Source organism: Calditrichota bacterium (assembly GCA_014359355.1).
Lineage (GTDB): Bacteria > Zhuqueibacterota > Zhuqueibacteria > JANLFK01 > Oleimicrobiaceae > Oleimicrobium.
Window position 1 is genome coordinate 1 of the sequence record JACIZP010000034.1, and the last position, 19,258, is coordinate 19,258.

A 19,258-nucleotide genomic window follows, 5' to 3' on the forward strand; every position below is an offset into this window, starting at 1 on the left:
TAGTGCCATGTCATCGGGGAGTGTGCTCGTGTGCTCGCTGAGCCAGGTTGCCGTCGCTTGGATTTCCCGAGGCATCCGCTGCGCCTGCGCGCGATTGGTGTTGAGGCCGACCCCGAGGACGGCAAACTTGAGGCGGTCGCCGATGAGCTCGGTCTCTGCCAAGATTCCGCAAAGCTTCTTCCCAGCCACCAGTACGTCGTTGGGCCACTTTAGCTGGGCCTTGACACCCGTGACTTTGGCGATCGCTTCGGCCACTGCCAGAGCAGCCGCCAAGGAGATGAGGCCACAGCGCTGGGGTGCAAGCTTCGGGCGCAGTACCAAGGAGAACCAGAGGCCCGCGCCTGGCGCCGAATACCAAGTGCGACCGGCACGGCCTCGGCCGGCAGTCTGTGCCGAGGCAAGCACAAGACAGCCATGGGGTGCGCCTTGGTGGGCGAGCTCCCGCGCCACCTCGTTGGTGGAAGTGACCGACGCGAAGAACTGCGCCGTTCGTCCGAGGTGCTTGGTCTTCAACAGCGTGGCAAGTCTCGCCTTGTCTAGGGCAAAGCGTGGGGAGAGATGCATTTTCGGCTCAGCTTGCGCTTGTGAGCGTATACCGGACTTGGGTTAGCTCCTCCTGTAAAGCCGATCCGCCAGCGGTGCGCTTGGTTCTCATTGTCTGTTCACTCCAGTGCAAGTTGCGCTGTGAGGGTGTCTTCGCTGCTCCAGCGGGTGGTACTGACGATGAACCTCGCGCAGGTACTGGCGGTCGATGTGCGTGTAGACTTGCGTCGTGCTGATGTCCGCATGACCCAACATCTCTTGCACCACGCGGAGGTCGGCTCCTCCTTCGATCAGATGCGTGGCAAAGCTGTGCCGCAAGGAGTGAGGGGAAACCTCTTTGCGAATGCCTGCCGCGCGGGCGTATTTCTTCATGATTTCCCACACCGCCTTCCTAGTCAGTGGATTGCCACGCACTCCGATAAAGAGTGCATTTCGCGAACGCGCCAGCTGGGCGTAGCGGGGGCGAACCTCACTCACGTACCGCTGCACCCAAAAGATAGCTTGCTCGCCGATCGGGACAATGCGTTCCTTGCCCCCCTTGCCGAACACGCGCACCAAACCTTCCTCCACCAGGATATCGGAGAGCTGCACTGCCACCAACTCGGAAACGCGCACTCCTGTCGCGTAAAGAAACTCGAGAATTGCCCGATCGCGTACGCCCAAGGGTTCGGCGGCGTCCGGCTGCTCCAGAAGGCGTTCCACCTCGTACTGGTCAAGCACAGTGGGGAGCACTTGTGCCCTCTTGGGCAGGCGCGTCGTTTCCGTTGGGTCAGTTTCGGCCAGTTCCTCGGCGACCAAGAAGCGGTGGAACATTCTGATGGCAGAAAGGTTGCGCGCCACCGAGGTGACGCACAGGCCGACCGCAGCCAGCGCTTCTAAGAATTCGGTCACCATGGCGGGGCGGACGTCGTCTGGCGCGCTCACGTGCCTGCTCTGGAGAAAATCGACGTACCTTTCTATGTCGTGGCGATAGGCCAGGAGCGTATTGCGCGCCATCCTCCGTTCGACCACCAGGTAGTCGAGGAACTCTTCGACGAGCTGTTTCATCGTGCGTTGTCCACGGCCCGCGCCCGTTTTAGCCCCGGGCAGGCGCGCACACAGAGTCCGCAGATGTAGACGCCCAGACTCTTGCTCTTGGCGAAAGCCCGCACCTGGTCGTAGCATCGTTGGAAAGCGAATTCCTCGCGCGTTTCGCCGATGGCATGTACCGGACAGGCGGCGATGCAGGCGCGGCACTCGTTGCAGCTGAAGGGTAGAGGTTCAGTGTTGGGCACTGGCATGTCGGTGAGCACGGTCACCAGGCGCACCTGCGCACCAAAGGCAGGGGTGACCAGGAGATTATTGCGCCCCAGCCAGCCAAGACCGGCTGCAACTGCCACGTGACGGTGCGACAGGTGGCCTGTCTGATGCTGCCAGTCTACCACTTGGGAGGCAGGTACCGGAACCGCTTGCCACCCGTGCTGCTGAAGCAACCCGGCAAGGAGGAAGGCCAGTCTGTCCAAATGGGCGTTGGCCTGGCGATAGTGCCACTTGTAGAGCAGGGTGGGGCCGTCGCGGAGGCCATCAAGCACGGCCTTAGACAGGCGTACGGCGACGGACAGTGCATAGGGTAGCCCTTCCGCCTCACCAGGCTCGAAATGGAAAGTGTCGCGCACGCCGTTGATGGGGCATGCACCGAAGAGCGCAGCGCCGTTGTTCATGGCAAATGAGCGCAAGATGGGGAGGAGCTCTTGTGGAGAAGCCCTTTCCACACCTGGCCTCATCCGCTACTTGGACTCAGGCAGAAGGTGCTCGGTGAGCGAAAGAGCGATTCCCGAGAGCATGACCTCCGGACCGAGCTGGGTAAAGTCCCCAGATAGCAGGCTTGCGTCCACATTGGCGTACAGTGAACAGCCAGCCTCCTTTTCGACGATCAGCCCGGCCAATCGGCCCTGATGCTCGGCGACGAAAGTGACTTCCCCCAACACTTCGCTCACCACATACCCCGTGCAGAAATGGAGCTGGAGGTGGGTGTTACTTGTGTAGACGGAGATGAGGTTCCCCTCTTTTTCACCGATGGGGATGTCGGGGTAGATCTCCAGCGACAGCCTGCGGCCGTCTTCCCTGTTCTCCAGGAAAAAGCGGTAGTTGTTGGCCATCCGCTTGGGCTGGACGCCCAGGACCTTGGCGATCTTGTCGATGTCCTTCTTCGCAAACACGCGCTTCATGCGTATCCTCACCCGCGTGGGGCTACTCTCTTGCGGCGGAAGTTGTCGTCCACGCCCATCTTCCCGGTGGCCAGCTCACTGCGAGGCTTTGACCTTGATGACCTTGATGGCCTTTGGCCCCTTCTCGCCGCTGACGCTGGCAAAGTACACCTCGCAACCTTGCTCCAAGGTGCGGAAGCGTTCTTCCTGGATGGCGGTGAAGTGAACAAACACTTCCAGGCCATGCTCATCTTCGATGAACCCATAGCCCTTGGTCGCGTCGAACCACTTCACGCGTCCGCGTCGCATGGGCAGCCCTGCCGTGGCCGAATGCTCCTTGTCTGCCAGTGGCCCCTGTGTGCTCAAGTCTGCGGAAAATATAGAGAATTGCTCCGTCATTGTCAAGATGATTCACCGGAGGGTGAGGCCGCATCTATTCCGGCAGGCGGCTGACCACAAGGTCAACGGTCTGGCCGGCCACTGCCGCTGTTCCTGCTGCCGGCGACTGGTCGATGATGGTCTCCGGCAGGAGCTTGTCCGAGACCTGGTAGCGCACCGCGCCCAAGGTCAGCCCGGCGCGCTGGATGACTCTTGTCGCTTCGGCCAGGGACTTGCCGATGAGCTGGGGGACGACGAACTGATCCGGTGCGGGCCCCAGGCTTACGGCAATGTCTACTTCAGTGCCCTGCTTCACCAGCTGGCCCTCAGGGATCGATTGTTCACAGACTACGTCGCTGAGATACTCGGTGGAAAAGACATACTCAACGTTGCGGAGCACGAGACCCTGGGCCGACAGGTCGAGCGCGGCGCTCCTCTCGGAGCGGCCTACCAACTTTGGCATGGTCACGAATCGCTCGCCTTTGCTGACGATCACGTAGACCCGCCTGCCCCGCTTGGCCGGGGCGCCTGGCTCCGGATTCTGGAAGAGGACAATCCCTGGCTCATGCTCGCTGTCGAACTGCTCGCCGGCCTTGACTATTTGAAAACCTTGCTGACTGAGTTTCATCTGCGCGCCGGCGTAGGTGAGGCCCACTACCTCAGGCACATACACATCACGACCATGCCGGGTGTACAGGGGCATGACGACGTTATCGCAGACGAGGTACAGCAGGACCAGCGCGCCGATCCCGGCGGCCAACCGTTTCAGTGCAGTGGTTATCATGTCCTTTCCTGGCAGTGCCTTTTCCTGACTTGATCTAAGAGCGCCGCACCAGACGCGCGGCGAAGCTGCCGTCTATTCCATGGTGGTGGGACGTGCGCACGTACCCTGCCTCGTCGACAAGTTCTGCGGGTACAAACTGAGCCGCATGGTCAAGCGCGAAGCCGGGGTGAGTGTCCAGAAAATGCTGCACCACCTGTTCGTTTTCGTCCGGCTCGATGGTACAGGTCGCATAAACCAGGATGCCGCCTACCGGCAGCAGACTTGCGGCACTGTTGAGGAGTTGCCGCTGCAGGGCGACCAGCATCGGGATATCGCCTTCGCGCCGCTGCCAGCGCAGGTCGGCGCGTTTGCCCAGTACCCCAAAACCGGTGCATGGTGCGTCGAGAAGGACGTGGGTGACTTCGCGCACCGCAGGCCGTTTGCCATCGGCCACCACCGGATGCACCCGCTTCAGCGACAGCCGCGCGCAGTTCTCGGCAGTCAGACGTGTGCGCAGCTTGCTGATATCTGCCGCAATGATACGTGCCTGGTCCCCAGTTAGTTCCGCCACATAGGTGGCCTTTCCACCTGGGGCCGCACAAAGGTCGAGCACGGTCGACTGCGGCGAGGCAGCGAGCAGGCGTGCGGGGAGTCCGGCGCTCACATCTTGCACGGAACACTTGCCCTCCCGCAGGATGTCCATGCGGCGCAGCTCAATCTGGTGACTCCTGACAACGATAAAGTTTTCATCGTAGGGCGAAGGCACTGCGTCAATGTCGCCACCCAAGCTCGCAAGGATTTCCTGCGGCTCGGCGCGCAGGCGATTCACCCGGATGGTGACCGGGGGCGTAGAGTTGTTGGCCTGGCAGAGCTGAATGGTTTCTTCGACGCCATACCGCTTCAGCCAACGCCGCACCAGCCACGCGGGGTGCGAGTAGCGCGTGCTTATGGCCTTCACCGGGTCGGCTTCGATGCTTGGCCAGGGGATGCTCTCCCTTTGGCGGATGAACGAGCGCAACACGCCGTTGACTACGCCCGCCCAGTTCTTTCCGGCGGTCTGCTGTGCCAGTTGCACCGCCTGGTCCACGGCCGCGTAATCCGGAACCCGGTCAAGCGCGAGGAGCTGGTAGAGACCCGTCTCCAGGATGGGCAGTATGGTGGTCGGGCAACTCTTGAGCCCTCTGTGGAAGAGGCGATCCAGGAGCCAATGAATGGTACCGAGCCAGCGGCAGGTGCCATTCACCAATTCGGTGGCTAGGGCGCGGTCGCGCGGCGTCAGAGGGGAGCGCAGCAGGGCATGGTCCAGGAGCAAGTCCAGGCGACCCTGCCCCTCGTGCCACTGGCGCAGCACGTTTACTGCCACCTCGCGCGGCGAAGCCGTCTGTCGTCGCCCAATGTTGGGCCTGGTGGTAGCCGGTGAAGCCCGACCATTACGTGCTCTCATCATCATTCACCTATACACTCTTGCCTAAGATTGTTCCAGCTTGCACGTTGTGACCCTGCAGGAACTCTTCGGTGGTCATCCGCCTTTTTCCTTCCGGCTGTACCTCCAACAGGGCCAATACTCCTTCCCCCGTCGCCACATGGATGACGCCACCTTTGCGGTCAACCCGCGCAATCTGGCCGGGGCGCTTGCCGTGCCCATAGGGCTTGAGTACCTGCGTCCGATACACCTTGAGCAACTTGCCTTCCAGGTACGTGAAGGCGCCCGGGAAGGGGCAGAGACCGCGCACCAGGTTGTGGACCTGCACTGCAGTCTTTCGCCAATCGATCTCGCACATTTCGCGGACAATCTTCGGCGCGCGGGAGGCTTCTCCCTGCTGCGGCTTGGGCACAGCCTTGCCCTCGGCAATGAGGTCCACCGTCTCCACCAGAAGCTCAGCGCCAGCCAGTGCAAGGCGATCGTGCAGTTGACCCGCAGTCTCCTCCGGCCCGATGGGCAGCTGCCTTTGCAGGATGATGGCACCGGTGTCCACCTTTTCCTCAATGAAAAAAGTGGTGACCCCCGTCTCTCGTTCACCGTTGATGATCGCCCAATTGATGGGAGCAGCCCCTCGGTATTTTGGAAGAAGGGAGGCGTGCAGATTCACCGTCCCTTTGGCGGGCATGGTGAACACCTCTGGCGGCAGAATGCGGAACGCAACCACAACGAAAAGGTCCGCCGCACAACGCCGCAGCTCTGCCAGAAAGAGCGGGTCGCTGAGCACTTCCGGCTGCAGGACCGGCAACTGGTGGCGACTGGCGCAGAGTTTCACCTGAGATGGCTGCAAACTGAGCCCACGCCCCCGCTCCCGGTCTGGGGTGGTGACCACTGCGATCACTCGATGCCGGCTCTGTTGGAGTGCCTCCAACGAAGGCACCGCAAACTCCGGCGTGCCGAAGAAGACTATCTTGAGTGCATTCATAGCCCTCCGCAGAGTGGTATCTGTGACTGGGTAGCGCCTACCGGCAGGCGGAAGTCGCCGGACTGATCACATCTTGTGCACGATCCTGTCCTTGGCCACCTCGACCTTGACATTCTCGGCGATCTTCAGGATGACGATGTTTTCCTGCTCCTTTTCGCCAACCACGACGCCGTAGATACCTCCTACCGTGAGCACCCGATCGCCCTTTTGGATGCTCGCCAGCATTTGGCGCACTTCCTTCTGCCGCTTGGCCTGCGGACGGATGAAGAAAAAGTACATGATGAGGATCAACAAGAAGATCCAGAGAAACATGCCCATGGCAGGCCTGCTGCCTGCCGAACCGGATGCGCTCAACATGAGCGCAGGAAGAAGAGCAGTCACGTCATCCTCCTTCAGTTTGATTCGCTTTCCTCTGTGCCGGAAAGGTACTGGGCCAAGAACTCTCGGCTCCAGGCTTCGAACCTCTCTTCGGCTATCGCTTTTCGCATTTCCGCCATGAGTCCCAGGTAGAAGGTCAGGTTGTGGATCGTGGCCAGCCGCAGAGCAAGGATTTCCTCCGCCTGGAACAGATGGCGGATGTACGCCCGGCTGAAGGTGCGGCATGCATAGCACTCGCAGTCTTCGTCTATTGGACGAAAGTCTTCACTGCAGATGGCGTTCTTGACCACCAGGGGGCCCCGACGAGTAAACACCGTGCCATTGCGCCCGTTGCGCGTCGGCATCACACAGTCGAAAAGGTCGATACCCAAGGCCACGCATCGAATCAGATCCTCAGGCTTGCCTACGCCCATCAGATAGCGAGGCTTTTCCGGCGGGAGCTGTTGGGCACACAGTTCAGCGACCTCGTATAGCGCGCTTTTGGGCTCGCCCACGGACAGACCCCCGATGGCATAGCCAGGGAACTCGAGCTCCACCAGCCGATCGCAACATTCCCGGCGCAGGTCGGCGTACGTGCTCCCCTGGACAATGGCGAAGAGACTTTGCTCGAAGGAGAAGAGCGGAGGGGTCTCCTCCCACCGCCTCTTGCTCCTCTCTGCCCAGCGAGCGGTCATCTCCATAGAGGTTCGCGCATAGCCCCACTCACATGGGTAGGGCGTGCATTCGTCCAAGACCATCGCAATGTCCGAGCCCAGAGCACGCTGCAGTTCCACCACCAGCTCTGGGGTGAAAAAGTGGTAGGAGCCATCAAGGTGCGATTGGAAGCGCACCCCCTCCTCGGTGACCTTGCGCAGCTCGGCGAGACTGAAGACCTGATAGCCGCCGCTGTCGGTCAGCACCGGCCGATACCACGCGGCGAAACGCTGGATGCCACCTGCTTTGCGTACCAGCTCCACGCCGGGGCGCAGATAGAGGTGGTACGTGTTGCTGAGAATGATCTGGGCGCCGCAAGCGACCAGGTCATCTGGCGACAGGGTCTTGACCGTTCCCTGTGTTCCCACCGGCATGAACGCGGGGGTATCCACCTCACCATGTGCCAGGTGGAGCACTCCGGTGCGCGCGGCCGAACTTGAATCTTTCTTCGCGATGGTGAAGCGCACTCGTCTCCCTAGGTGAGCAGCTCCTTAAGCGCCTGCTCGACGCGCTCGACGCCGGTGACGGCGACGCCTGCCACGCGTCGAGTGGCGCGCATGCTTGAGTGGGGGACCACCGCGCGCTGGAATCCCATGCGCTGCGCCTCTGCCAGGCGCTTATCCAGGTGGGCCACGGCCCGTACTTCTCCGCCCAAGCCCACTTCGCCCACGACTATTGCCTGAGGATCGACCACCTTATTCTGCATGCTCGAGGCGACGGCCACGGCAATGCCCAGGTCTGCGGCAGGCTCATCCAGGCGCACCCCGCCGGCCACGTTCACGAAAACATCAAAGGTGCCAAGACGGAGTCCAACCCTCTTCTCCAGCACCGCAAGGAGCAGGGCCACCCTGCGGTGGTCGACGCCTGAGCACGTGCGTTGCGGCACGCCGTAACTACTGGGCGCAACCAAGGCCTGGATCTCCACGAGGATTGGCCTGGTCCCCTCAAGAATGCACCCGACTGCGCTGCCGCTGGCATCGCCGCGTCGCTCGGAGAGGAAGAAGGCCGAGGGGTTTGTCACTTCGGCCAGCCCTTTTTCGGTCATCTCGAAAACGCCTATTTCCCGCGTCGAGCCGAAACGGTTCTTCACCGCGCGCAGAACACGGTACATGTGGTCGCGGTCGCCTTCGAAGAGGAGCAGCGTATCGACCATGTGTTCCAGAGTCTTTGGCCCGGCAAGGTAGCCTTCCTTGGTCACATGGCCGATGAGAAAGATGGGTATGGCGCTCCTCTTAGCCAGGGTGATGAGCTCCAGCGCACACTCTCGCACCTGGCTAATGCTCCCCGGAGCGCTCTCGAAGAGCGGCTTGTACATGGTCTGAATGGAGTCGATGACCACCAAGCCGGGCTGGAGCTCCTCCACAGCCTCCAGCACCGCATCCAGGTTTGTCTCGGCCAGCACGTAGACGTGCTCGGTTGACGGCCCAAGGCGATCGGCGCGCATCTTGGTTTGGCGAGCTGACTCTTCGCCGGACACGTAGAGGACCGGGCGATCTGGACCAGCCAGTGCCATGGCCTGCTGCAGCATGAGTGTTGACTTGCCGATCCCAGGGTCGCCACCCACAAGGATGACCGACCCGGGCACGATCCCCCCGCCTAATACGCGGTTGAATTCCGCAAAGGGCGTGCGAAGCCGGATCTCATCGGTAACCTCGACCTCTGAGAGCCGGAGCGGCTTGCTGACCAGGGTGCCAGGCGCACGCTGAGTACGGGCCGGCTGAGGGACAACTTTCTCCTCCACGAAGCTGTTCCAGGCCCCACATTCGGTGCACCGGCCAAGCCATTTGGGCGAGACAAAGCCACACGCTTGACAAACGAATCTGCTCTTTTGCTTTCTTATCTCGCTCACAGCTCGATCTCAGTCACAACACTGGTCAGAGAGCCTCAAGGTTGTTGAATAACCCCGTCCCTGCTGCCGGCTATTGGGTCAATGTGTGCACGGGCAGCCGTGCCAACTGAAACCTATCACCCTGTTCGGGGGCAGGGAGCCATTGAACAGCGCAGTAGCCGCCACAACAGGTGGAGAATCAACGCCCTTGTCCCGCACTTGCCTAATCGGATGGGTGAAGCACCAGTAGGAGGCCAGGATTAGCGTTCATGCGCCGGAGGAGCACGACGACTGCCTTGCTGCAGGGTGACGGTGTTTAGATTCTTTTGCCTATGGCGCGCACGGGGCCGGCTGCTGAACCATGTGGTGCGCGCCGCTTCTGGGCAGTCTGTGCTGTGGGTGCACCTCTGCGCCCGGACGCAAAGCAAAGTATGGAAAATATCGCTGAAAATCAAGCTGTTTTTTCTCGCTTGGTCCTGTCTGCCCTGTTCGCTGAACAGCAGGGCCCAGGGGACCGCTCGCTCCAGAAAGCCGAACCGCCCAGGCCTACTCGAAGAAGTCTTGCAACTCTTCTACTGAAGGCGGGCGAGTTAGTTCCACCAGGTAGAGCTGGAACGTCCCTGTGCGATTCGAATGGAAGACGAGCCTCTTGCCATCCGGTGAAAAATGTGGGTGCCCGTCAATGGCCTGATCGTTGGTTAGCTGTTGGAGATTGCTGCCGTCTCTGCCGATGAGGTACAGGTCGTACTTCCCCCCGTCCTTGGCGGCGAAGGCGATCGTGGCGCCGTCTGGAGAAAAGCTCGGCGCAGCCTTGACGCCTAAGGTATCAGTCACCACGCGCACCCGCTTGGTCCTCAGATCCATCTCGCAGAGGAGAGAGCGTCCTTGGTGTTCTTTGACGAACAGCAGAAAGGCCCCATCAGCCGAAACCGCAGGGGCGAAGCAGTCTTCACCGGGCTGGGTCAGGGGTTTGGGCGTGGGGTCGTCCAAGGACATAAACATCACACTGCGCGTGCCGCTGTCGTCCGGGGGCGCAGAGACGTAGAAGAGCCGCGCCCCGTTTGGAGAAAAGACTGGATGAAAATCGTCGGCATGGGTTCTGGTCAGCTGCCGCACCTGTGTTGATGGCACATCCAGCAGGTAGATTTCCCGCTGCTGGTGTCGAGGGTCACGCGCAGGCTCGCTGTCGCGCGTGGAAGTGAATGCGAGAAGCCGGCCATCGGGCGACACGCAGGGGGCCTCGTCTCGGGCCGGATGATCGGTGAGCTGAGTGAGGCTCCTTGAGGCAAGGTCAAAGACGAAGAGCTCCCAGTTGCCCGTGCGATTTGTCTGCAGGGCGATGCGTCGCCCATCAGGGAACCAGGAAGGGAACGCATGGTCATAACGGCCACTGGTGAGTTGCTCGATGTGGAATGGTCTCCCGAGTTCGCGACCCAAGCGAGCGAGAACCTCCGCACCCTGGGGAGAGTCGGCGGCACGGCGGATCAGTCGCTTGCCCTCCTCGGCAAAGCCCAGCACCCGCAAGGTCTGGCCTTTCTCATAGAGCGCCCAGGGATAGTTCGGCATGAGGGAAAGAGCGCTGTCGAATTGGGCCAGGGCCAGCCGATATTGACCAGCGCGAGCAAGCGCCGCTCCCAGCCTTACCCGGGCATCGACGTCGGAGGGAGCCAGCTTCACAGCCAGCGCGAGTTCGCTAAGCGACGAGCCCTCATGACCGAGTTGCGCTCGGTGCGATGCACAGCCGAGAAGCAAGCCCACACAGGTCAGCAAAAGAACCTTGCGCACCATACCCTTTCCTTCATCTCCATTACCAGACCGCCGATACCCATACGCGATCGCTATGGCAAGGCGGCTATCAAGCGCTCGATATCCTCCGCGTTGTTGTAAAAGTGCGGCGAGATCCTGATCAGCCCATTGCGCTCAGAGGTGACTACCTTGTCCTTGAGCAGCTTCTCGTAGACGGCCCGCGCCCCCATGGTCGGATGCCGGAAGCTGAGGATACCCGAGCGATGGTCGTCCACCATCTTGGTAACCACTTCGTAGCCCTTTTCTACCACCAGCGAAGCAGCCAAGGCGGTAAGCCAGAGGAGCCGCTCCTCAATTGATGGGATGCCGACCTCTAACAACATCTCCACGCTAGCGCCCAGGCCGGCAATACCCAGCAGGTTTTGGCATCCTCCTTCGAAACGGCGCGCCGACTGCTTGAACGGCTGATTGAGGTCCGTGAAGGCAGCTGGGTTTTCGACGCTCAGCCAGCCGAGCGTAGGGGTGAAGAGGGTAGGGAGGAGCTCCCCGCGCACATAGAGCATCCCCTGCCCCCATGGACCCATCAGCCACTTGACGCCGTTGGCTGCGACAAAGTCGGCGCCGATCTCTCGCACATCGAAGTGGAGGGCGCCTACGCCTTGTGTGCCATCCACAAAGAAGAGGGCATTCCTTTCGCGACAGAGGCGACCCACCGCAGCGAGGTCATGTTGCCATCCGTCGTCGTATTCAACGAAGCAGAGGCTGACCAGCCTGGTGCGGCGGTCGATGGCATCGGCCAGGACGTCAAGCGAACCGTCCCGGGGAAGGCGGACGAGGCGCGTTTCTACCCCAAGACTCTTCAGATTCAGCCAGGGATAGATGTTCGCGGGGAACTGATTCACCGGGGTCACCACATTGTCCCCTGGCCGTAGGCGCAGTGCCTGAGCCACCACGGCTGCCGCTGCCGTTACGCTCTGGACAAAAGTGACCTCGTCCGGGTGGGCGTGGATCAGCCGCGCCAGATGCTGCCGCGTCCTCTCTGCATACTGATGCCAGGTCTCTTCCTTCAGGTCGCCATATTCACAGTCGCGCAGGTGTGCCTGGATCCTCTCTTGCACACGCCGCGACTCTGGCGCGTTGGAGGCATGGTTGAGGTACGCGTACTCTGGCACTATGGGGAATTCAAGCCGGTACTTTTCGATGTCCTCGTCGGAAAGCATGCTCTCCAGCAGTCAGCCCAGATGTCTACCACAAGTCGTTTCAGGTACCGGGCACGGCATCGGCCGGACCTGGTCGGCAACAAGGCGGGGCTGGATGCCCCGCCTTGTCCTATGCACGGGTCAGTCCGCGGGGTTTGTCGCAGTCTATCGCCTTCGTTTCTTCTCCGCTTCGAGGAATGGCTTTACGAGTTCGATGGGAAGCGGGAAAACGGTCGTGGAATTGTTCTCCGAGGCGATGGTGGTGAGCGTCTGCAAGAAGCGCAGCTGCATGGCCATCGGCTCAGAGGCGATCACCTTGGCGGCGTCGGCGAGCTTTCTGGACGCCTGGAATTCGCCCTCGGCGTTGATCACCTTGGCGCGCCGCTCGCGCTCAGCTTCTGCCTGCCTGGCCATGGCGCGCTGCATCTCCACCGGCAGGTCGACGTGCTTGACCTCCACCATCGACACCTTGATGCCCCACGGGTCGGTGTGGTGATCGATGATTTGCTGCAGCTCGCGGTTGATCTTGTCGCGCGCAGAGAGGAGCTCGTCCAACTCGGCCTGGCCGAGCACGCTGCGCAGGGTGGTTTGCGCCAGCTGGGAAGTGGCGAACAGGTAGTCCTCCACTTCCACCACTGCCTTGGTGGGCTCCAGCACGCGGAAGTAGAGGACTGCATTCACCTTCACCGAGACGTTGTCGCGCGTGATGACATCTTGCGGCGGCACGTCCATGGTGACGGTCCGCAGACTGACCTTCACCATTCGGTCCACAAAGGGGATGATCAGGAAGATACCGGGGCCGCGGGCGCCCACCAGCCGGCCGAGGCGAAAGATCACGCCTCGTTCGTACTCACGCAGAATCTTGATGGCGCTCAGCAACAGGAAGAAGGCGATGACGATGACGATGATGAACGGTTGCATGATGACCCTCCCAATAGGTTACGCGTTGGCGGCCGCCTCAGAGCGAGCGGCCAATGCTAAGCAGAGGCGAGTTTTTTCACTTTCAGGCTCATGCCATCGACGGCCACCACCTGGATCTTTTGCCCGGCAGGAATTGGCTCGTCGCTGTAGGCGCTCCAAATCTCGCCATGGAGCTTGACCTGCCCCTCGGGCGCCAGGTCGGTGATCACCACCCCTTTCTCACCGATTAGCCCCTCTTTGCCAGTGGTGGGTTTGGTCATTTTGGCTTTCAGGGCCATGCCCATGGCAAAAAAGAAGAAAAGGCCCGTGGTGATTGCCGCAGCCAGAGCCACTCGCCAGTCAATGCGCATGCTGGGCATCGCCGTCTCCTGAAAGAGCATGAGCGAACCGATGAGCATTGCCACAATCCCTCCGATGGTGAGCACGCCGTAACTGGTGACCTTCACCTCCAGAATGAAGAGCACAAGGGCGAACAGAATCAGGAGCAGGCCAGCCGCGCGAACGGGAAGCTGTTGCAGCGCGAAGAAAGCCAAGATCAGAAAGATGCCGCCCACCACGCCGGGCAATACTGAGCCCGGGTTGGAAAGCTCGAAGAAGATGCCATAGATGCCGAGGACAAGCAGTATGTAGGCAATGGTCGGATTGGATATCTTGTACAGAATCAGAGAGCGCCAATCCATGGAGTACTCGTGAATGGTGGCCTCCTTGGTGTGCAGGGTGACGCGCCCCGAGGCCACTTCTGTCTCCTTGCCGTCCAGCGTGTCCAACACCTCTTTCAGGGAAGCGCAGACATAGTCCACGACCTTTTTCTTCAAAGCCTCCTCTTCCGTGATCGAGGCGCTCTCGCGTACGGCTTTCTCAGCCCAGTCGGCGTTGCGTCCTCGCTTTTCGGCGATGGAGCGCATCCACGCGGCTGCCCAATTGGTGGTCTTTTCCGCCATCGTGGCGGAGGTGTCCTGCGCACCTATGCCAACCGGATGCGCGGCCCCAATGTTCGTGCCAGGAGCCATGATGGCAAAGTGTGCTGCCATGGTGATGAACACACCGGCTGAGACTGCGCCCCCGCCGCTTGGCCACACATAGACGACCACTGGTACGTCGGCACCTAGGATGCGTTTCACGATGTCCTGGGTGGAGAGGACCAGTCCCCCGGGAGTGTCCATCTTGATGATGAGGCACTCGGCACGCTCCTTCTCGGCCTTTTCGATGTGCCGGATGATGAAGCGGGCCAACACCGGGTTCACGTCCCCCTCCACCTTGATGACGTGGACGCGGCCAGAGGCGCCAAAGGCCGTGGCGCTGGCGGCAAAGAGGAGGGCAAGGAGCGGGACAACTCGCAACGGCAGTCTTTTCATCTCGCGCTTACCTCGTGTGAACACGCCACGCTTCAGCTTCACCGCCGGCTGAACAGATAGAGGATGAGGCTCAGAACAAGGCTGAGCACGACACACGTGGCGATTGGGAAATAGAAAGTGAAATTCTTGCGTTGCACGAGAATGTCGCCAGGCAACTTCCCTAAGAAGGGCACCTGTCGAACGAGCAGGAGCAGCACGCCCACTCCCGCGAGGAAGAGACCAAAGAGGATCAACATGCGTGCTATTGGGTTCAGGTCCATGGTGCTCACGGCGAATGAGCTACTGTCGCCTTCCAACTGGCAGTTCTGTGGTCCAGTTGAGTGCACGGTATTTCTTGCAGATCTCCAGAATCCTGTCCACGGGCAAGGCCTCAGCCTGGTGGCCATCCTTTCCGCGGACCGTCGTCGCGCGGAAGAGGGAGTTGAGGATCGCTTCTTCGGTGGCTTCGACCACTGCCAAGAAGAGGGGAGAGAGGGCGCTGTTGGGCAACTCGCGGAACTGGTGGAGACCGCCCTCAGGTTTGCGGCGAATGCGGACCGCGGGATTGGTGGAGAAGGCAATGACATAGTCGCCGCTGCCATTGGAGCAGTAGCCGCCTGTTCGAGCAAGCCCGAACAGCGCGCGTTTGGCCAAGCGCTTCAGGTTACGGCTGAGCAGCGGGGCATCTGTGGCGACAACGATCATGCAGGAGCCTTGTTCCCGCCCCTGCAGCTCTTCTGCCATGGGAAACCGCCCCAACTCTCTGCCCACCGGGGCGCCGTTGATTTGTAAGATGCCGTCGAAATTGGTCTGCACCAGCACTCCCACCGTGTAGCCGCCGCGGCTCTTGGGCAGCACGCGCGACGAGGTACCGATCCCCCCCTTGAACCCGAAACAGACCGTGCCGGTGCCCGCGCCCACACTGCCTTCTTCCACCGGCCCCGACTGCGCCAGCTCCAAGGCTCTGAGTACCTCCTCCACGCGAAGCCGTCGCCCGACGATGTCGTTCAACCACCCGTCGTTGGTCTCTCCCACCACTGGGTTCACCGAGCGTACGTCCTCGTTTCCAGGGATGCGCAGCGTGTAGTCAATGAGCGCTGTTGCTGCCACCGGCACACTCAGCGTGTTGACCAAAGCAATGGGCGTCTCCAACTCGCCCAGTTCTTCCACCTGAGTGGAACCGGTCAGCTTGCCAAAGCCATTGCCCACACAGACCGCCGCGGGCACGCGCTCCTGGAAGAGGTTGCCCCCATGGGGCAAAATGACAGTGACGCCGGTGCGCACGCTGTCCCCTTCGACGAGCGTGTAGTGGCCTACCTTCACGCCCTCCACGTCGGTGATGGCATTCCACTTGCCCGTCGGCAAGACCCCGATGCACACGCCCGCGTCTCGCGCGCGAGGCCGGTCTTGCTGGGCAGTGGCGTGCGCCAGCGCGTCGACTCCTTCCATCAGTGCGCCCCAGAGCACCAGCAGGGCTACTGCTCTCATTCGCCAACCTTTCCGCCGGGGACCGCTTACCCGGGAGTTGCACCTGTTCGGGCAATGTCAATTTAGCAAAAGGGTTGCTCAAAATCAACTGCTTTTTCCAGCGGTCAAGGCTGCACTTCAGCAACCCGCGTGGTGCAGCTGGCCGTGTGCAGCATGCGCCGCCCTTAGGAGTGGCTGACGATGCGGGATGTGAGGACCCCCGCTGGCGAAGCAGGCGCACCAAAAAAGCTGAGAAAAATGCAGACCAAGAGATTTTCCGCTTGACATTTTCAGATATTTTTGCTAATATCACAGTGGCGAAGAAAATATCCCTGCAAATTGAGCGGTGGCTTGTCAATTAAAGAGCCAACACCTGCCAATAGGGAGCCGAGCTCTGGACGTGGATTACAGGCCTCACCGCGCAGCGCGCGGTAGTGGAAGTAAGAGACGCCCAGGCGGTGCCCACCGTGTTGAGCACGGTTCTTTACGCAACCATCCTAATTTGCAGGGATTTTCTTTTCTGCCGCTCGCGAGCTGAACCAACCACCCCCAGCCCATTTCCTCACTGCTTCTGAGCCCGCCTGTTTGGATAAGTGGCGTTTCTGGCCTTAGGAAGCAGGCCCCCAGAGGAGCCGCGTCCACAGATGTGCCACTCTTCTGCTCGTATTCTGCTTCCTGAACTGGTGGCCTTGCGTTTTGTGCAGCAGCCCTTCGAAGTGAGAATAGAGCGGAAAATTGGGGACCCCTTCGTGGGCTATGGAGCAACTCTCGTGGCTACCAATCTGCCTCGGGGGGATGTGCATTCCTTGCTCTTCAGCCCCCGCGTTTGCTTTGCCGCGAGAACGGCAGAGCCCACTGACCTACCGCGTGCGGAGGATGCTCACAGCATCCAATTCCTGTCCAGGGTGCGGTATTGGATCGCCTCGCTCACGAACTCGGGGCGGATTTCTTCACTTCCTTCCAGGTCGGCGATGGTTCGCGCCACCTTCAGCACGCGGTCGTAGGCGCGGGCCGAAAACCCAAGGCGCGTGATGGCCGTGCGCAGCAGTTCCTCGCTCCTGCTGTCGATGGGACAGTAGCGCCGGATGTCTTTCGACTCCATGCGCGCGTTACAGAAGAGGGCCTTTCGGTCGCGGAAGCGGCGCAGCTGAATCTCCCGCGCCCTCATCACTCTTTCGCGGATCACGGCCGAAGGCTCGCCCACCGTCTTGCCGGCCAGCTCCCGGTATTTCACCGCTGGCACCTCCACGTGCAGGTCAATGCGATCCAGAAGCGGGCCGGAAATCCTGGAGAGGTAGCGCTGAATCTGGGGCGGGGTGCAGGAGCACTCGTGCGTTGGGTCGGTGCGATAGCCGCAGGGACAGGGGTTCATGGCGGCGACCAGCATGAACTCGGCCGGATAGGTGAGCGACATCATGGCGCGGGAGATGGTCACCTTGCCGTCCTCAAGTGGCTGGCGCAGCACTTCCAGCACGTTCTTCTTGAACTCGGGTAACTCGTCCAAGAAGAGCACGCCAAAGTGCGCCAGGCTTACTTCGCCCGGCTTGGGGATAGTACCACCGCCAATGAGGCCGGCGTCGCTAATGGTGTGGTGCGGCGAACGGAAAGGGCGGGTGGCAATGAGCGCTGTGTTAGGGGGGAGCAGGCCTGCCACAGAGTGGATCTTTGTGGTCTCTAACGCCTCCTCGAAGGTCAAATCGGGCAGAATCGTCGGTATCCGCTTGGCGAGCATCGTCTTGCCCGAGCCGGGAGGCCCAATCATGAGGATGTTGTGCCCACCGGCTGCCGCCACTTCCAAGGCGCGTTTGACATGCTCCTGGCCCTTCACGTCCTGGAAGTCGATGTCGTAGTGTCTGCTCTGCGAGAAAACTTCCTGCAGGTCGACGGTGAACGGCTCGGGGTTGATGCGGCCGTCGAGAAAGTCCACTGCTTCGCGGAGATGGCGAACCGGAATGACGGTGAGACCCTGGGTCATCGCCGCTTCCCTAGCGTTCTCTGCCGGCACGATGATACCGCGAATGTTGTTGTTGCGCACTGCCACCGCGATGGGGAGCACGCCGCGCACCGGACGTATCACGCCGTCCAGAGCAAGCTCGCCCACCAGCGCGAACTGCTCCAGCAGAGTTGTCGAGACCTGCTGGGTGGCCGCCAGAATGGCGATAGCCATGGGGAGGTCGAAGGCCGAGCCTTCCTTCTTGACGTCCGCGGGCGCCAAGTTGACGGTGACCCTCTTGGGGGAAAGGCGAAACCCGGTGTTTTTGATGGCAGCGCTGACCCTCTCCTTTGACTCCCGCACCGCACCGTCCGGAAGGCCGACCGTCGCGAAGGAGGGAAGACCCGATTCCAGGTGGGCTTCCACCTTAACGATGTAGGCGTCGATGCCCAGAACTGTGGCACTGAGTGCACTGCCAAGCATAACCAACCCCGCTCGAGCTTTTCTCCCACGGCCAATATAGAAGAAAACTTGAAAAATGCAAGTGAAAAGCTCACAGAAAAATACGGGAGCCACCGCCGGCGGCACGCCGAGGTGACCACGCATCATCTCTCCTTGGGAACTTCCGAGCCTTTGAGCGGCGGGACGCACCAGGACAGAGTGAAGTCTTGGGATACCCTGTTGTAGCAGATGGTGACGTGGCGGGAGTCGCCGCACGCAAAAGAACGGCAAACTTTGGAACTGCTGCTTTGTGGCGGTGGGCATCCCCTGAGGGAGTCTGGCCTGCACGTGAGGTAACGCCGCGCCACCGGGTGGTTCAGCACCTCGAGCAGGGTGATGAGCGCCTCAACAGTCGATTCTGCCCCTGAGTTGCGGTTCACTTTGGTGGAATTCTCGATGCCGTCAAAGCAGCGGCCGCTGGCTGGGTCGTACATGGCGACGCGCGCTGGGTTATTGCCAAGGAGCCACGAAGCGGCAAGCCCGGCGAGCACCGCATAGTTGGTGTCGGACGTTGCCTCTGCCACACCCAGCAAGCCAAGGGTGGCGCATCTGACGTCGTAGGCGATTTGCGGGAATTCTGCAGGATGAGCCTGGTCGTCCACACGGAACTCGCGTAGCCGCGCTTCCGCGAGCAGCCGGGAGAGGAACTGGCGCGCCTCGCGCTCCGCGGCGTTCACCAGTTGCGGTGTGCGGAGGGTCCGCCCCAAGGCGGCGAGCGCCTGAGTCTGCGCATTGCCCCATGCATGCCATACGCCAGGCCAGGAGAGAAACGCCCCTGCGTAGCGAGCCGTATCTGCAAGCTGCATGCGCAAAAGCCCCTCGGCCAGCTTCCTCGAGGCTGCTTCCACTGTAGGGTCGTTTTCCACCTGCAGGAATTCGACGGCGCCCAGCAAGAACTCGCTCGTGGCGTCGGCTGCGTATCTTTGCAACAGCCAGGCGGGGTAGACATTGCCGCCCACGGTATCGTAACGCTCATAGTGCGC

At 61.1% G+C, this 19,258-nt stretch carries 19 protein-coding genes and 1 other RNA gene; 1 reads left to right on the forward strand and 19 read right to left on the reverse strand.

All coding sequences use genetic code 11. The features are described 5' to 3' along the window. The 17 genes from H5U38_01530 to H5U38_01610 all read right to left on the reverse strand — a co-directional run. On the reverse strand, positions 1 to 564 hold a 564-nt coding region (locus H5U38_01530), incomplete at its 3' end, for a biotin--[acetyl-CoA-carboxylase] ligase (GenBank protein ID MBC7185695.1). Positions 565 to 651: 87 nt separating this feature from the next. Further along, positions 652 to 1,590, reverse strand: a complete 939-nt coding sequence (gene xerD / locus H5U38_01535) for a site-specific tyrosine recombinase XerD (GenBank protein MBC7185696.1) — start codon at positions 1,588 to 1,590, stop codon at positions 652 to 654. After that, positions 1,587 to 2,294, reverse strand: coding sequence for an epoxyqueuosine reductase (locus tag H5U38_01540; protein MBC7185697.1), 708 nt, complete (start codon positions 2,292 to 2,294; stop codon positions 1,587 to 1,589). Before H5U38_01540 ends, xerD begins: the two co-directional genes overlap by 4 nt. 15 nt (positions 2,295 to 2,309) lie before the next feature. Then, entirely contained in the window at positions 2,310 to 2,750 is a 441-nt protein-coding gene (locus H5U38_01545) for a hypothetical protein (GenBank protein ID MBC7185698.1), read from the reverse strand. 75 nt (positions 2,751 to 2,825) lie between these two features. Next, positions 2,826 to 3,038 carry a cold shock domain-containing protein gene (locus tag H5U38_01550; protein MBC7185699.1) on the reverse strand — a complete coding sequence of 71 codons (213 nt, stop codon included), beginning with the start codon at positions 3,036 to 3,038 and terminating at the stop codon, positions 2,826 to 2,828. A gap of 124 nt (positions 3,039 to 3,162) precedes the next feature. Next, positions 3,163 to 3,891 (reverse strand): PASTA domain-containing protein, encoded by a 729-nt coding sequence (locus H5U38_01555; protein ID MBC7185700.1) that lies wholly within the window; start codon positions 3,889 to 3,891, stop codon positions 3,163 to 3,165. Positions 3,892 to 3,925: 34 nt separating this feature from the next. Next, positions 3,926 to 5,320 (reverse strand): 16S rRNA (cytosine(967)-C(5))-methyltransferase RsmB, encoded by a 1,395-nt coding sequence (gene rsmB / locus H5U38_01560; GenBank protein ID MBC7185701.1) that lies wholly within the window; start codon positions 5,318 to 5,320, stop codon positions 3,926 to 3,928. Between the two features lie 4 nt (positions 5,321 to 5,324). Further along, positions 5,325 to 6,275: a methionyl-tRNA formyltransferase gene (locus H5U38_01565; GenBank protein MBC7185702.1), complete on the reverse strand. Its 951-nt coding sequence runs from the start codon at positions 6,273 to 6,275 to the stop codon at positions 5,325 to 5,327. Positions 6,276 to 6,341: 66 nt separating this feature from the next. Further along, entirely contained in the window at positions 6,342 to 6,656 is a 315-nt protein-coding gene (gene yajC, locus H5U38_01570; GenBank protein ID MBC7185703.1) for a preprotein translocase subunit YajC, read from the reverse strand. Between the two features lie 11 nt (positions 6,657 to 6,667). After that, positions 6,668 to 7,813 carry a tRNA guanosine(34) transglycosylase Tgt gene (tgt, locus tag H5U38_01575; protein ID MBC7185704.1) on the reverse strand — a complete coding sequence of 382 codons (1,146 nt, stop codon included), beginning with the start codon at positions 7,811 to 7,813 and terminating at the stop codon, positions 6,668 to 6,670. A gap of 8 nt (positions 7,814 to 7,821) precedes the next feature. Further along, positions 7,822 to 9,186, reverse strand: a complete 1,365-nt coding sequence (gene radA, locus H5U38_01580) for a DNA repair protein RadA (protein ID MBC7185705.1) — start codon at positions 9,184 to 9,186, stop codon at positions 7,822 to 7,824. Positions 9,187 to 9,720: 534 nt separating this feature from the next. Further along, a complete protein-coding gene (locus H5U38_01585) occupies positions 9,721 to 10,962 on the reverse strand; it encodes a PD40 domain-containing protein (protein MBC7185706.1) in 1,242 nt (413 codons plus the stop codon). Between the two features lie 50 nt (positions 10,963 to 11,012). Next, complete coding sequence (locus H5U38_01590; protein MBC7185707.1) at positions 11,013 to 12,140, reverse strand: aminotransferase class V-fold PLP-dependent enzyme; 1,128 nt, start codon at positions 12,138 to 12,140, stop codon at positions 11,013 to 11,015. A gap of 144 nt (positions 12,141 to 12,284) precedes the next feature. Further along, entirely contained in the window at positions 12,285 to 13,040 is a 756-nt protein-coding gene (locus H5U38_01595) for a slipin family protein (protein ID MBC7185708.1), read from the reverse strand. 56 nt (positions 13,041 to 13,096) lie between these two features. Next, on the reverse strand, positions 13,097 to 14,395 hold the full coding sequence (locus H5U38_01600) for a nodulation protein NfeD (GenBank protein ID MBC7185709.1): 1,299 nt from the start codon (positions 14,393 to 14,395) through the stop codon (positions 13,097 to 13,099). A 38-nt stretch (positions 14,396 to 14,433) separates the two neighbouring features. Beyond that, complete coding sequence (locus H5U38_01605) at positions 14,434 to 14,655, reverse strand: DUF2905 domain-containing protein (GenBank protein MBC7185710.1); 222 nt, start codon at positions 14,653 to 14,655, stop codon at positions 14,434 to 14,436. A gap of 19 nt (positions 14,656 to 14,674) precedes the next feature. Then, a complete protein-coding gene (locus H5U38_01610) occupies positions 14,675 to 15,823 on the reverse strand; it encodes a P1 family peptidase (GenBank protein ID MBC7185711.1) in 1,149 nt (382 codons plus the stop codon). 344 nt (positions 15,824 to 16,167) lie between these two features. Between H5U38_01610 and ssrS the strand changes: the two genes are divergently transcribed. After that, positions 16,168 to 16,356: non-coding RNA, 6S RNA (gene ssrS, locus H5U38_01615), on the forward strand. Positions 16,357 to 16,721: 365 nt separating this feature from the next. Here the strand turns inward: ssrS and H5U38_01620 are convergent. Continuing rightward, positions 16,722 to 18,257 carry a YifB family Mg chelatase-like AAA ATPase gene (locus tag H5U38_01620; GenBank protein ID MBC7185712.1) on the reverse strand — a complete coding sequence of 512 codons (1,536 nt, stop codon included), beginning with the start codon at positions 18,255 to 18,257 and terminating at the stop codon, positions 16,722 to 16,724. Between the two features lie 122 nt (positions 18,258 to 18,379). Then, positions 18,380 to 19,258, reverse strand: an 879-nt coding sequence (locus tag H5U38_01625) for a hypothetical protein (protein MBC7185713.1), incomplete at its 5' end; no start/stop codon positions are given.

Bases quoted from the DNA above. Each gene is read 5' to 3' on its own strand.
- xerD (MBC7185696.1), bottom strand. From the start codon at position 1,590: ATGAAACAGCTCGTCGAAGAGTTCCTCGACTACCTGGTGGTCGAACGG.
- H5U38_01545 (MBC7185698.1), bottom strand. From the start codon at position 2,750: ATGAAGCGCGTGTTTGCGAAGAAGGACATCGACAAGATCGCCAAGGTC.
- H5U38_01550 (MBC7185699.1), bottom strand. From the start codon at position 3,038: ATGCGACGCGGACGCGTGAAGTGGTTCGACGCGACCAAGGGCTATGGG.
- H5U38_01555 (MBC7185700.1), bottom strand. From the start codon at position 3,891: ATGATAACCACTGCACTGAAACGGTTGGCCGCCGGGATCGGCGCGCTG.
- rsmB (MBC7185701.1), bottom strand. From the start codon at position 5,320: ATGATGATGAGAGCACGTAATGGTCGGGCTTCACCGGCTACCACCAGG.
- H5U38_01565 (MBC7185702.1), bottom strand. From the start codon at position 6,275: ATGAATGCACTCAAGATAGTCTTCTTCGGCACGCCGGAGTTTGCGGTG.
- H5U38_01585 (MBC7185706.1), bottom strand. From the start codon at position 10,962: ATGGTGCGCAAGGTTCTTTTGCTGACCTGTGTGGGCTTGCTTCTCGGC.
- H5U38_01590 (MBC7185707.1), bottom strand. From the start codon at position 12,140: ATGCTTTCCGACGAGGACATCGAAAAGTACCGGCTTGAATTCCCCATA.
- H5U38_01595 (MBC7185708.1), bottom strand. From the start codon at position 13,040: ATGCAACCGTTCATCATCGTCATCGTCATCGCCTTCTTCCTGTTGCTG.
- H5U38_01600 (MBC7185709.1), bottom strand. From the start codon at position 14,395: ATGAAAAGACTGCCGTTGCGAGTTGTCCCGCTCCTTGCCCTCCTCTTT.
- H5U38_01605 (MBC7185710.1), bottom strand. From the start codon at position 14,655: ATGGACCTGAACCCAATAGCACGCATGTTGATCCTCTTTGGTCTCTTC.
- H5U38_01610 (MBC7185711.1), bottom strand. From the start codon at position 15,823: ATGGAAGGAGTCGACGCGCTGGCGCACGCCACTGCCCAGCAAGACCGG.
- H5U38_01620 (MBC7185712.1), bottom strand. From the start codon at position 18,257: ATGCTTGGCAGTGCACTCAGTGCCACAGTTCTGGGCATCGACGCCTAC.